The sequence below is a fragment of the Luteolibacter ambystomatis genome (assembly GCF_018137965.1).
Lineage (GTDB): Bacteria > Verrucomicrobiota > Verrucomicrobiia > Verrucomicrobiales > Akkermansiaceae > Luteolibacter > Luteolibacter ambystomatis.
Genome location: NZ_CP073100.1, coordinates 4,816,761 through 4,829,805, shown reverse-complemented (window position 1 = coordinate 4,829,805; position 13,045 = coordinate 4,816,761). Strand labels below are relative to the sequence as shown.

The 13,045-nt window shown below is 62.8% G+C and carries 13 protein-coding genes; 2 read left to right on the top strand and 11 right to left on the bottom strand.

Annotated features, from left to right (window positions below; genetic code table 11):
- Position 1: 1 nt before the first annotated feature.
- Together KBB96_RS18810 and KBB96_RS18805 are read right to left on the bottom strand one after the other, a co-directional pair.
- Complete coding sequence (locus KBB96_RS18810) at positions 2 to 691, bottom strand: tetratricopeptide repeat protein (RefSeq protein ID WP_211631037.1); 690 nt, start codon at positions 689 to 691, stop codon at positions 2 to 4.
- 57 nt (positions 692 to 748) lie between these two features.
- Positions 749 to 1,111: a hypothetical protein gene (locus tag KBB96_RS18805; RefSeq protein ID WP_211631036.1), complete on the bottom strand. Its 363-nt coding sequence runs from the start codon at positions 1,109 to 1,111 to the stop codon at positions 749 to 751.
- Between the two features lie 289 nt (positions 1,112 to 1,400).
- On the opposite strand from KBB96_RS18805, the gene leuA reads away from it, so the two are divergent.
- Positions 1,401 to 3,083 (top strand): 2-isopropylmalate synthase, encoded by a 1,683-nt coding sequence (gene leuA, locus KBB96_RS18800; RefSeq protein ID WP_211631035.1) that lies wholly within the window; start codon positions 1,401 to 1,403, stop codon positions 3,081 to 3,083.
- Between the two features lie 164 nt (positions 3,084 to 3,247).
- On the opposite strand, the gene KBB96_RS18795 is transcribed toward leuA, so the two are convergent.
- From KBB96_RS18795 to KBB96_RS18770, 6 genes are all read right to left on the bottom strand, one after another.
- Positions 3,248 to 3,988: a hypothetical protein gene (locus tag KBB96_RS18795; protein WP_211631034.1), complete on the bottom strand. Its 741-nt coding sequence runs from the start codon at positions 3,986 to 3,988 to the stop codon at positions 3,248 to 3,250.
- Positions 3,989 to 4,293: 305 nt separating this feature from the next.
- Positions 4,294 to 5,022: a uracil-DNA glycosylase family protein gene (locus tag KBB96_RS18790; RefSeq protein ID WP_211631033.1), complete on the bottom strand. Its 729-nt coding sequence runs from the start codon at positions 5,020 to 5,022 to the stop codon at positions 4,294 to 4,296.
- 26 nt (positions 5,023 to 5,048) lie between these two features.
- Positions 5,049 to 5,750, bottom strand: coding sequence for a hypothetical protein (locus KBB96_RS18785; protein WP_211631032.1), 702 nt, complete (start codon positions 5,748 to 5,750; stop codon positions 5,049 to 5,051).
- Between the two features lies 1 nt (position 5,751).
- The gene (locus KBB96_RS18780; protein WP_211631031.1) at positions 5,752 to 6,420 is read right to left on the bottom strand and encodes a M23 family metallopeptidase; all 669 of its coding nucleotides are present in this window, start codon (positions 6,418 to 6,420) and stop codon (positions 5,752 to 5,754) included.
- An 86-nt stretch (positions 6,421 to 6,506) separates the two neighbouring features.
- On the bottom strand, positions 6,507 to 7,196 hold the full coding sequence (locus KBB96_RS18775; RefSeq protein ID WP_211631030.1) for a hypothetical protein: 690 nt from the start codon (positions 7,194 to 7,196) through the stop codon (positions 6,507 to 6,509).
- A 19-nt stretch (positions 7,197 to 7,215) separates the two neighbouring features.
- Positions 7,216 to 8,139, bottom strand: a complete 924-nt coding sequence (locus KBB96_RS18770; protein ID WP_226373585.1) for an undecaprenyl-diphosphate phosphatase — start codon at positions 8,137 to 8,139, stop codon at positions 7,216 to 7,218.
- Positions 8,140 to 8,197: 58 nt separating this feature from the next.
- Between KBB96_RS18770 and KBB96_RS18765 the strand changes: the two genes are divergently transcribed.
- Complete coding sequence (locus KBB96_RS18765; protein ID WP_211631029.1) at positions 8,198 to 8,767, top strand: DUF2062 domain-containing protein; 570 nt, start codon at positions 8,198 to 8,200, stop codon at positions 8,765 to 8,767.
- Here KBB96_RS18765 and KBB96_RS18760 read toward each other — a convergent pair.
- Genes KBB96_RS18760 through ileS form a run of 3 tightly spaced genes read right to left on the bottom strand, consistent with a single transcriptional unit; the run spans position 8,721 to position 12,919 of the window.
- Positions 8,721 to 9,515: a TPM domain-containing protein gene (locus KBB96_RS18760; protein WP_211631028.1), complete on the bottom strand. Its 795-nt coding sequence runs from the start codon at positions 9,513 to 9,515 to the stop codon at positions 8,721 to 8,723. The two genes, KBB96_RS18765 and KBB96_RS18760, sit on opposite strands and share 47 nt — an antisense overlap.
- Before the next feature lie 48 nt (positions 9,516 to 9,563).
- The gene (locus tag KBB96_RS18755) at positions 9,564 to 10,157 is read right to left on the bottom strand and encodes a signal peptidase II (protein WP_211631027.1); all 594 of its coding nucleotides are present in this window, start codon (positions 10,155 to 10,157) and stop codon (positions 9,564 to 9,566) included.
- Between the two features lie 11 nt (positions 10,158 to 10,168).
- Positions 10,169 to 12,919, bottom strand: a complete 2,751-nt coding sequence (gene ileS, locus KBB96_RS18750; RefSeq protein WP_211631026.1) for an isoleucine--tRNA ligase — start codon at positions 12,917 to 12,919, stop codon at positions 10,169 to 10,171.
- Positions 12,920 to 13,045 lie beyond the last annotated feature (126 nt).

The window sequence follows — 13,045 nt, the reverse complement described above, 5'->3', positions numbered from 1 at the left end:
ATCAGATCAGGCCCCACTCGTGCAGGCGGTGGCGCGCGTTGGCCGAGTGGCGGGTGTTCGGGAACTGCTCCATCACCTGGTTGAGGATGGAAGCTGCGGTCATGCGGTCCTTGGCATCTTCATCGTAAAGCTCGGCAAGGCGGAACAGAAGGTAGGCGGCGTCATTGAGCTCCCATTCCTGGCTTTCGAGCGCCGTGCGGAAGGTTTGGATCGCGCCCATCGGGTCATCCAGGTTTTCGCGCTGGATCTTGGCGATTTCCACCCATGGCAGGCGGTTCATCGGATCGGCCGCAGCCGCCGTGCGGAAGGCTTCGATCGCACCGTGGTAATCGCCCTGGGCGACCTTCGAGCGGGCGTCGTGCATCACGTCCACCTCCACCTCTTCAGCGCTGTCGTAAACCGCGTGGGTGAAGCGGTGGGCCACGGCGGGCAGTACCTCCATGACGACCACGACTCCGACCAGACCGGCCGAAAGGAATGCCAGCAGGATGCCAGTGAAGGTCTTCTCATCCTCCTTGCCTTTGATGTCGGCACGCCACTTGTCGATTTTCTCAAGCTCCTCGCTCTCACCGGAGGCCTCCGCGTGGGCAATCTTCTCCTGAAGAGGGGCGATCGCGGAATCGGGCTTCAAATGATACATCCACCCGCCCGCCACGAGCACTGCCAGAACCAAATAAATCGCCCATTTCATCGTTACCGGAACCTATCGGACGGGTTCCCGGCGGCGGAAGTAAAATCTGACTGTCCCTCAGACCCGCTTCGCATTGCGGCCCTCGTCGATGAGCTTCCAGAAGTGCTTGGATTTCGCCAGTTCCTCGTCCTCGCCGACGGGCATTTTCGAGCGGAACAGGAAATCGGACAACGTGCCCTTGTGCAGGACGCGATGGACGATGACCGAGCCATCCTTCACGATGAAATAAAAGCGGTAGTCCTTCGAACGGAAGCGGTAGAGCGTCTTGCCATCGCGCTCGATCTTGCCGAAGCGGTCGCCATCGAGATTCTCCAGATCCTTTTCGGAAACCTTGAACTCATCGAGCAATTCGAGCTGTTCGAGCGTGCCGAGCTGGGAAATTTCAGCCGCGCTGATTTCGTTGAAGACGATCTGGAACACGCGGGGAGCGTAGGGGCAGGAAGATTCCGATCAAGTTCGGAGCGACAGTGGCGCTGAGAATCCTGGCGGGGGTGGCTTGACAGCCCCGGTCCGATCTCCCAACTTCCCGCCGTGACCATCAAGTCCAGCGAGCTCCTTCTGCTCGGCCACCTCCTTCTAGGGTTGGCCTCCCGCTGAACTTTACCCTCTTACTATCTTCGGTCATCCGTTGTCCCGCATTTGTTCGCGGGCCGGATCTTGTTTCCGCCACCCGGCACGAACCAACTACTTTCCCGCTTTCCATTTTTCCATGAATTCCACCGCGATTTCCAAATACCGACCTTTCCCGCCCGTCCGGCTGCCTGACCGCACCTGGCCGGACCAAACCATCACCAAGGCCCCGATCTGGTGTTCCGTCGACCTCCGCGACGGAAACCAGGCGCTGCCCCAGCCGATGTCGGTCGAGGAGAAGCTCGAGTTCTTCGACCTGCTGTGCCGGATCGGCTTCAAGCAGATCGAGGTCGGCTTTCCGTCCGCCGCGGACACCGAGTTCAATTTCCTGCGCCGCCTGATCGAGGAGGACCGCATCCCGGAGGATGTGACCATCCAGATCCTGGTACAGACCCGTGAGCACCTGATCCGCCGTTCCTTCGAAGCCATCGCCGGAGCGAAGCGCGCGATCGTCCACATCTACAACTCGACCTCGCCGCTGCAACGCCGCGTGACCTTCAGCGATGCCTCGCGCGAGGACATCAAGAAGCTGGCGGTCGATGGTGCGAAGCTGGTCAAGGAGCTGGTGCCCACCATTCCGCAGACCGAGGTGATCCTGCAATACTCGCCGGAATCGTTCTCGGACACCGAACTCGATTTCGCCGCGGAGATCTGCAACGCGGTCATCGGTGTCTGGCAACCGACGCCGGAGAAGAAGATGATCGTGAACCTGCCGGACACCGTCCAGTGGACCACGCCGAACATCCATGCAGACATGATCGAGTGGATGATCCGTCATCTGGACCGCCGCGATTCGGTCATCGTCTCGCTGCACACCCACAATGACCGCGGCACCGGCACCGCCGCCACCGAGCTGGGCCTGATGGCCGGCGCGGACCGCGTGGAAGGCACGCTCTTCGGCAATGGCGAGCGCACCGGCAATCTGGACATCGTGAACGTGGCGCTGAACATGAACGGCCACGGCATCGAGACCGGTTTGGATTTCTCCGACCTGCCTGCGATCCGCGCGGTGTACGAGCGCATCACCAAGATGATCGTCTCCGAACGCCAGCCGTATGCGGGTGAGCTGGTCTTCACCGCCTTCTCCGGTTCCCACCAGGACGCGATCAAGAAGGGCCTGGACCGTCGTGAAAAGGAAACCGCCATCGATCCCGCGGTGCCGTGGGGCGTTCCGTATCTGACCATCGATCCGCAGGACATCGGTCGCTCCTACGAGGCGATCATCCGTATCAACTCGCAGTCCGGGAAAGGCGGCATCGCCTACATCCTCGACCGCGAGCATGGCCTGGATCTGCCGAAGGCCATGCACCCGCAGGTCGGCAAGTATGTCTATGATCTGGCCGATCAACTGGGCCGCGAGCTGACCCCGGACGAGATCCGCGATGCCTTCTATCTGCGCTTCACCAACCTCACCTCACCGCTGACGGTCGTGGACTACGAACTGGGTCACCACACCGAGACGCGCGGCAATGTGGAGTGCAAGGCCACCGTGCGCCTGGATGGCGATGAAAAGCAGATCAAGGGCACCGGCAACGGCCCGATCAACGCCTTCGTACACGCATTGGAAAGCATCGGTCTGAAGGACTTCAAGGTGACCGACTACCGTTCCCACGCCGTGCGTGGCGGATCGGACGCGAATGCCGCCGCCTATGTCCAGGTGCAGCACGATGACGGCCGCATCGTCTGGGGCTGCGGAGTCGATCCCTCCATCGAGATGGCCGGCCTGAAGGCGCTGGTCAGCGCATGGAACCTGCTCCGCTGAACAGCGGAATAGTTTCTGAAAACCAGTTGCGCGGAGTCATTCCCGCGCGACTGTCTTTCCAAGAGCCGGACGAACTGGTCTGTAAAAACACGAATTCCGAACTCAGGTTTGAAGGAAGGAGTGAAGATCAAGAAAATCGCCCGGCTCTCCTTTTGTACCCGGATTCAACGGCGGCGGCGCAGCACGAGCAGCATCCCGAGCCCTCCCAACCCCACGATGGATGGCTCAGGGATGAGTGACACATTGTCCACCCGGAAACTGGTGCCCGCGGTGGTGCCCCCCTCGAACACCAGCGTCTCGATGGGCACGGCGCGGTTCCCGGAAAAGAACGCGGTGGAGGCGGCTCCCGTCACGTAGTTCACGCCATCCGTGGAAAACCCGATGGTATAGGTCGCGGACGCGGTTCCGAAATTGCTACCGGTGATGCGGAGAAAATTGGTCGCTCCCGCGGTGATGGTGATGCCGCTCACACCAGTGACAAAGGCCCCGTTGTACACGTCCACGGAATCAGTGGTGCCGGTGTTGGTGGCGGTGAACCGGATCGCCATGATATCGGTGGCGTTGTTGTTGCCTCGGAAGCGGATGCGCGCGGTCTGGGCCTCCGCGGAAATACGGAAGGCGAGATCCAACTGGAAATTCGCGGGAGAGTCCGCGGTGGTCGGGGCGAAATCCTGGTAGATGGATTGATTGGTCGTGCCACTGCCACCGGAGAGATTGGCGGCGGTGGTGCTTCCCACAACAAGCCCTGTGGTGGCGGTGGGCGTGCCGAAGCCGGTTTGCGTGGTCCACCCGGTCGGGAAGGTGCCGCCGGTGTTTTCGAAATTGCCGTTGTTGAGAACCACCGCTCCTTGGGCAATGGAGGCGGCGGCGAAAAGGCACGAAGCAACGAGAGGGCAGGACGTCATGGTTTCCCGGGGAGGATGGTGAGAGAAGCAATCGGGGACGATGAGCACGTCCACTCCCCGGGGTGTGCCTCCCCGCCCGCGATCTCACATTTTATTTTCCGCCCTCTGTCTTTTCGGCCGAAACCGATGCTCCACCGAACACTCTAATAGTTCCGTAAGGACGGTTGCGGTTCTGCTTTTCCGGACGACTTTGTTTCCAAGAGTCGGACGAAATCGAGTCTCACAAAAAACACGAAATCCCGCTGGCATAGGGGAGGAGTGGAGATTCGATAATCGCCCGACTCTGCTTTTATACACACCAGCGTCTATGCGCTCCAGACACCCTGGGCCACGAGTTGCTTCGTGGCGGCTTCCGACCAGCCGCGGTTGGCGGCGGGCGAAGCGGGCGACGGATGCAGGACGCGGCCGATCTTGAACTCCCCGCCCGCCTTTGCCGCCGCACGGCGCAAGCGCTCCTCCGCAAACGCGCCGACTCCGACCAGCCACTCCGGCTGGAGAATCCCGATCACTTCCGCAAGGTGGGCGAGACAAGCCTGCTCCACCGGCTCCATCTCAGCGGAGGAAAGTTTGTCCGGCGTGAGATTCGCGCCGGTGGAACTCATCCACACCAGCGGGCAGTAGTTCGCCACGAAGTGATCCTTGAAGAACGCTTCCGCCGTGCCAAAGCGCTCGGCGAAAAGGCCCCACAGGCGTCGGCCGCTGACCTCGGACTTCGGACAAGCGAAGCCTTCGATCGGGCGCTTCAGGTGTTCCGGTACCGGCTTGCCAACCGGCGCTTCGATCCCCATCCAATCACGCACCGCAGCAATTTCGCCAAAGGGCACGCCGGTCTGGGCCATGCCGAAGGGTCCCGGATTCATCCCGAGGAAAAGCACCCGCTTTTTCCCCTTTCCGTACTTCGACAGATAGAGCTCATGTGGGACGCGGGCGTATTCCAGCGGATTGTAGGCATGGGAAACCGGTGGAGAAAACCGGGCTCCATGGAGAGCGGACTCAAGGCGGCGGGACGAGTCGATCAAAGCGGCGGCGGACACCCCGCAACTCAACCGGGCCAACCGAATCAACGCAATCCCCAAGCCCCGGCACGGCGGGCTTTCGCCTCGCGCTCCATGGCGTGGAGCTGATCCTTACGGCGGTTCAGTGGCGTACCGTCCGGCATGTCCGCGCCCTTGGTGAAGATCCGGCAGAAGCCGCGTTCGATCAGCAACTCGTCCAGCCAGCGCGTCTTTCCTTCCTGCTCCACCTCGATGAATGCATGGTAACGCTGGTCGTTGAAAGGGCTGTCCCAGACGGTGTAGAGCGTGAACGGGCGCTTCGCCAGCAGGGGCAGGATGAACTCCTTCGCCCGGCGCCCGATGTCCACCGCCTGCTCCGAGCTGATACCGAAGTAATCGCCCTGCTGTTTGATGCGGGTGTGATTGTCATCGCCACCGCGATAGGTGCGGAACTGGCTTTCCGGAGTATCAATAAAGTAGAGGCGGAACACCTCGGTGCGGCCGTCCGGGAGACGCACCTCGAAGCTGTCGCCATCGTTGTGCTTCTCGTTTGCCAAGGTGCAGCCACGATAGACGTCGTAGCGCCCCTGTCGGTCGGTGGAAGCCGGGGAAGGAGCGGTCTTGGTGGGAACGGAGGACGACTTGGTGGCAGGCGGCGCGTCCGCGGAAGGATGGGACTTTTTCCATTGCCCCCAGCCCCACAGGCAGGCAACCACGATCACCAGCAATACGCTGGACCCGGTGCTTTGTCGGGCTCGGATCGCCATCTCAGAGTCCTTTGAAGCCCTGATACTCGGTGTAGGTGCCGGTTGGCACGGACACCTGGCCCCACTCGCGGTTCAGGCGGCGGTACTTGTTGATGAAGTCGGTCGGCACGGCCCAGTTCACCCAATCGCGGTTCACGGACTCACGCTGCATGCCGATGGCGATGTTGTGGCGGATTTCGAAGTGAAGGTGCGCGGGATACATGCCGAAGTTGCTGCCGATGGTGCCGATCTGGGTTCCGCGCTTCACCGTCTGGCCCACCTTGACCATGATCTCGTTGAGGTGGCCGTAGAGGGAATCGCAGTACTTCACCTGGCCATTGGCGGGGTCGCGGTAGGCATGGCGGATGAGCACCACGTTCCCCCAGCCCTGGTGGACGTTGTAGGCCCAGGTCACGACGCCGTCGCCGCAGCTATAGACGGGATCGCCGAGATCGGTATCGCCGCCATTGCGGCCATTCCAGTCCTCGCCGAAGTGAATGGGGGACGTGAGGCGCACACCGCGCGCGATGTAGTAGCCCGCGCCATTCGGTTTCCCCACCGGGAAATCGAACCCATCTGCCAGCGGCATGCGCACGGTGGACTGGGCGCGCACGACTCCGGAGAGCATCAGCACTGCCAACGCCAGCATGAAGGCGAGGCGGAGGCCGGTTCGGGTGCCGCGGAGAATCATCCCCGCGATTGCATTCCTCCACCCACGCAGGAGCAATCAAAAAACCCTCCCTGAAGACGTGATATTCAGGGAAACCATACAAGGCACTATGGCCCTTCCGTCGTCTCCCCCGCGATGCTGATGCATAGCAGCGCCCAGAAGCAGCAGATCAGGTTTGCCACCGGCAGTTGCAGCAGCGGCGGCAGGCTGTAAACGACCGCCACACCCGGGATCCACACCATCCAGTTCGGCAGGAGGTTAGGCAGGACGATGCGGCGATACCAGCCGGGAGCAAAAATGCGGCCTTTCAGCGGAAACCCGCGGGCCTTCCAAAGATGCAGCAAAGCATTGGCGGGCGCGGCCCACAGCGGCGTGTAGATCCCCATGTCGATGAGCATCTTCACCGCAATGACACCAACCGAGGTGCCGGTGCCCCACCAACGTCCTTGGGCGGTGTAGAAGACATCGACGATGATCCCGGAAACCGCCCACCAAACGAGGCCGAAGATCAGTTCCGACAAAGGCGAACGCGGCCGCAGCGATGGGATCGCCATCCGGAACAACCACGGCAGCAGGCCGCAGAAAAACGCGCTGCTGGTGGCGGAATAGGCGTACCCGCCCGCCGCCTTCCACTGCTCCACATGGCCGAGAGCCTCGCGCAGGGTCTGGCTCTGGTAATAAGCCACCAGCAGGGCGATGGCCGCGGCCTGGAGAATCAGACCCGGAATCAGGTTCGCCTTGGCGGCATACCACCCCGCCCGCCATGGCGAGTAAACCGGGGCTTCGGAGTCGGACATTCCGGGAGGTTTCCGCCGCTCAGGCGGAAAAGGTGTGGGTCAGGATCAAGGCGGCCACGATCCCCCCGATGGCGACGCGATAGATGCCGAACACGGCCAACCCGTGGCGCTGGAGATAGCCCACCAGCCACTTCACCGCGAGGAAGGCGGACACCATCGCGGCGATGCCACCGATGGCGAGATTCGCCGCGCCGAACTGGTGCAGCATCAGCTTGGCGGTGCCGAAGTGGTGCGCGAACTCCGGGCCGCTGGCATGGGCCTTGTCGAGGGCGGTCTTGGCGGTGGCCGCGGTGAGGGTGAGGACGCCGAGCAGGAAGGAATATTCCACCGCGGCGCGGACCGTAAGACCGACCAGCAGGCCGCCGGCGATGGTCATCAGGCTGCGGCTGGTGCCCGGCCACATGGCCACGCACTGGAGCAGGCCGATGATGAGGGCGAGCTGCCAAGTGAGGTGGCCGAGCTCGCGCTTGTTACTCGTGTCCGGATTCTTCTTCCGCCACCAGACGGCGGCAAGGATCGCCACGCCTCCCACCATCCAGGAGGTTACCACCGGCCACAGGCCGAACAGGTGGTCCTCGATCCAATGATGCAGCACCAGCCCGACCACGGCAGCTGGCAGGAATCCGGCGATGAGATTAAAGAGCAGCTTCAGGCCTCCGGGATCCTTCCCGATCAAGCCAAGCAGCATCTGTTTCACGTGCTTCCAGTAGAGTCCGAGCACCGCAAGAATGGCCCCGCCCTGGATACAGATGGCGAAGGCGTCCGCCGCTTCCTTGTCCGCCGGAGAGATCGTGCCGATGCCCATGAGGCGCTGGGCGACAATCAGATGTCCCGTGGAGCTGATCGGGAGGAACTCGGTGATGCCTTCGATCAGGCCGAGGAGGAGCGATTGCCAATGTTCCATGTGCGGTGGCACCGTGACGATGTTGCCTGCGTCCGGCAAGGGATTTGCGGTTGCGTCACGGTCGGGAAGGACGGATGTTCCGGCCGTGCGAACGGGAATGAAACATCGCTACCTCCGGATGGTCCGGAAGATGTATCGTGCCCTCCGCCATCCGAAGCTCCGGCACCGTGGATGGTGGCGGAAAATGACCCATCCGCTGTTCGAGCGGCGGCTGTGGAAGCCCTGCCGGGACACGGTCGCAACCGGCCTTTCGGTCGGGATGTTCTTCGCAGTGCTGCCGATCCCGGCGCAGTCGCTGTTCGCCGCCATCGTGGCGATGCGGATGCGGGCGAATGTGCCGTTTGCGATGGCCGCCTGCTGGCTGAGCAACCCTTTCACCTACGCGCCGATGTGGGCCGCCCAACTGTTCCTGGGCAACTGGGTGCAGAAGCACTTCCACCTGCCGCTGCCGGAAATCCTGAGCATGGAGAAAAATTTCCCGGTCGTGGGCACCGTGCATGCCGGGAACTTCATCCTCGGCGCGATCGTGCTGGGCCTGTTGCTGGCGCTGGCCACCTTTCCGCTCATCCACCTGTTCTCCGCGCTGCTTCCTCACCATCTGCCGGTGCGGAAAACCCCGCTCAAGGTCGATTCGCTGACCCGGGCGGGGAAAACGGGCGCGAACTGACCATCGCGCCAAACGGGGCTCCGAGCCTCTGTTCGTCCGGCACCGGCGGAAACCGGAACACCCGGCGCAGCACCTGCTCCGACCTGCGGAAGCGCCGTGCCGTCCACCAGACCGCACCGCCGAGGACACAAACCAAGCCGCCGCCGATCCAAAAGAACTTCTCCGTCGAGGCATCCCCGGGAGTCGGCTGGGTGCTGCGGTCGAGATACGTTCCGAACTCCTGGACGAAGAGCGTCGTCAGGCGGTCGAGCAATTCCGCCGGATCGGACGAGGTATCCTGCTGGCTGGCGGTGAGCTGGCTGCGGATACGCTCCACGGCATCCGCCGCCACAAACGAGGGAATGCGCATGCCCTTGCCGGGGCGGGTCACATCCCCCGAGTCGTAGGGACGCCCCATGCCAAAGGTCTTCGTGTCCACCTCATAGACCAGCACCACCCCATCCCCATCCGGAAGCCAGGCCTGCTGGAGCTTCGCCGCCAGATCCACCGGCGTGGCTCCGATGACCACGGATTCGATGAGGACATACATCCGGAACTGGTGCTTCTGCTCGAGCGCCCGCAACCGGTCCGAGATGCCGCGCAGCACCTCCGGATTGCGGGTGAAAAGCCCGGCATCATCCTGGACATTGAAAGCCGGTCGCGGCGGCGGCGCGCCGTCTTCGGAGAAACCGGCCATCACCTGGCCACGGGCCAGCGGCATCATGGCCAGGAAAATCCACAGCCACGCCGCCCATCCGATGGTTCTCACGCCGGTCGCCACTGCGGGATCATGCCCTAACAACGGACAACTGGCAAGTCAGGCCGAGGCAGCGGCCTTCTTGCGCTCCTTCGCCTTCTCTTCCCTCAGCCCGCTGATGAACAACAGGGTGGCGGCCACGCAGATGCAGGAATCCGCCACATTGAAGGACGGCCACTGGTAATTGACGACCGGAATGGTGAAATCGAGGAAGTCCACGACATACCCGGCGGCAAGGCGGTGGAAGAAAGGAGCCCCCTTCAACTCCTCCAGGAAAAAGCCCTGGGTCAGCCGGTCGGTCAGGTTTCCGAGAATTCCGGACACCAGCAGGGCCACCGCAATCCGCGAGAACAGGTTGTTGAAGAGGCCCTTCTTCCAGAACACCCGGATCAGGGTCAGGGCGATCAGCGGCACGAACAGGAAGACGATCGGCGCCCAGTCCGAGCCGTTGCCCATGCCCCAGGCGACGCCTTGGTTATGCACGCGGGAAAGGCTGAAGAAGCCCGGGATCTTCACCTCCGCATAGCAATGGAGATTCCCCTCCAGATCCCGGACGGGAGCCGGGAAATTCAGCACGATCCACCACTTCGACCACTGGTCGAGGATGTAGAGCGGCAGGGTGATGAAAAGCAGGAGCTTCTTCAGGGAGGGCATGGTGGTGGGAGTCAGGCGTTCACCACGGCGATCACCTCATCGCAGCGTTCGCACAGACCGCTTTCAAGCAACGGCTCGTGGCGGCGGCAGCGCGGGCAGAGGCAGAGGCTGGTCTTGCGGGCGATGGCGGAGAGTTCCGCGCCTTCGGTGACATTCAATCCGGCGAGGATGAAGAACTCGTTGGCCAGCTCCTTGTCCTTCAGCAAGGCAATTACGGACTCTCCCGTAGGAACGATGAGATCGACCTCCGCCTCGTTGTTGCGGGTGAATTCCTTGGCCTGGATGCTCTTTTCAATCGCGGTCTGGATGAGCGCCTTGATCTGGAACAACCGCTCGACGTCCTCCGTCGCCTTGCCCGGCGCGTAGGCCGCATCCGGCTCCGGGAAGTCGTGCTCGTGAACACTCTTGTCGCAGAACCCGGCATGCTCCCACGCCTCGTCCGCGGTGTAGGCGAGGATCGGCGCGAGCAGCTTCGCCAGCGCGTTGAAGACATCGAACATCGCCGTCTGCGAAGCGCGGCGGCGCAGCGAACTACGGGCATCGCAGTACATGCGATCCTTGGTCACGTCCACGTAAACGGCGGAGAGATCGGTGGTGCAGAACTGGTTGAGAGCGTTGAAGACCTTGCGGAACTCGTAGCCCTCGTAGGCCTTGCGGCACTCGGCCACCACGGAGTGGAGGCGCTCCAAGATCCAGCGGTCCAGCAACGGCATATCCTCCGGCGCGACGCGGTCAGCCTCCGGATCAAAGCCATCGAGATTGCCGAGCAGGATGCGCAGCGTGTTGCGGAGGCGGCGGTAGGGCTCGGCCACCTGCTTGAAGAGATCCTCGCTGAACGGCACTTCATTCTGCCAGTCCACGGAGGACACCCACAGGCGCACGATGTCCGCACCGTACTTGTTGTAGAAGTGGGCGGCGTCGATCGGCTTGCCGGCCTTCTCGGCCTCGGACTTGGAGAGCTTGCCCTTCTTGTCCTTGTCCACCACGAAGCCGTGGGTGAGCACGGCCTTGTAGGGCGCGGCCTTGCGCCAGGCGATGCTCATCATGAGCGAGCTCTGGAACCAGCCGCGGTGCTGGTCGGTGGCTTCGAGGTAAAGATCCGCCGGAGCGTGCAGCTCGGGGCGCTTCTCCATCACCGCGACGTGCGAACAACCGGAGTCGATCCAGACATCGAGCGTGTCCTTGCACTTCTTCACGCCCGCCGGGAGTCCCAGCAGTTCGGCGAGTTCGGCATCGGTCTTCTCGAACCACACGTTGGTGCCTTCCTTCTCGACGAGATCGGCGACCTTGCAGGCGAGATCCGAGGAAAGGATGGCGACGTTGTTCTCATCAAAGAACACCGGCAGCGGCACGCCCCAGGTGCGCTGGCGCGAGATGCACCAGTCCGGGCGCGATTCCACGGTGCCGTAGATGCGGTTGCGCCCCCACGCGGGCAGCCACTCGACGCCGTCGATGGCCTTCAGCGCCTCGCCACGCAGGGTTTCCAGCGAGATGAAGAACTGCTCCACCGCGCGGAAGATGATCGGGGTCTTCGAGCGCCAGCAGTGCGGATAGGAGTGGATGTATTTCTCGCGGCCAAGCAGCGCGCCCTTCTCCTCAAGGATCTCGATGACGCGGTCGTTCGATTTGAAAACGTGCTGGCCGACGAGTTCCGGCACGCCGACCTCGACGGTGAAATTGCCATCGTCATCGACCGGCGAAAGCAGGCCGAGGCCGTATTGCTGGCCGGCGACATAGTCGTCCGCACCGTGGCCGGGAGCGATGTGAACCGCACCGGAACCGGTCTCGGTGGTGACGAACTGGCCGAGGATCAGCTTCGAGGTGCGGTCGAGGAACGGATGGTGCGCTTCGAGGTTCTCGAACTCGCGGCCCTTCCGCTCCTGGAGCGTTTCCACCAGCTTCACGCCGGTCTTCTGCTCGAAGGTCTCCACCAGCTCGCGGACCACGACGAGGGTCTCCTCGTGGCCATCGCGCTCGAAACGGCCGACGATGTAGGTGAAATCGGGATGCAGGGCCACGCCGAGGTTCGCGGGCAGCGTCCACGGGGTGGTGGTCCAGATGACCATCGAGGCACCAGCGGCGCCCAGGTTGCACGCGGCCTCGGCGGAAAGCGGGAACTTCACGAAGATCGCCGGGCTTTCCTTTTCCTTGTACTCCACCTCGGCCTCGGCCAGCGCGGTGTGAGCGCCATAGGACCATTGCACGGGCTTCTTCGACTGATAGACGCTACCGCTCTCCACCAGCTTCGCGAAGACGCGCAGGATCTCCGCTTCATAGCCCGGGGCCATGGTGACGTAGGGATTATACCAGTCTCCGAACACGCCGAGACGGCGGAACGAGCCGCGCTGGATATCGATGAACTTCTCCGCGAATTCGGTGCAACGGCGGCGGATCTCCGCGGGCTCCAGCCCGGCGGCCTGCTTCACCACCTTGAACTCGATCGGCAGACCATGGCAGTCCCAACCCGGGATGAACGGGGCTTCATAACCCGCCATCGTCTTCGACTTCACGACGAGATCCTTGAGCACCTTGTTGAGGGCGGTGCCCATGTGGACATCACCGTTCGCGAACGGCGGGCCATCATGGAGGATGAACTTCGGGGCCTTCTGCTCCTGGCGGCGGGCAATGATCCGCTGATAGAGCCCGGACTCCTCCCACTTCGCCAAACGCTTCGGCTCGTTCTCAACGAGATCCCCGCGCATCGGGAAAGTCGTCTGCGGCAGGGTCAGCGTGTCTTTGTAGTTCGGGGCGTCCGCGCTCATGGGAAGGGGGCGGACGCTAGCAACGGGTCCCGGACGGGTCAACTACCGGGGAACCCCGGTGATTTCCGGGGCATCCGAGGTGGCGGACGCACCTCCGCGACACCATCCCGTGCCTTCCGGCACCCC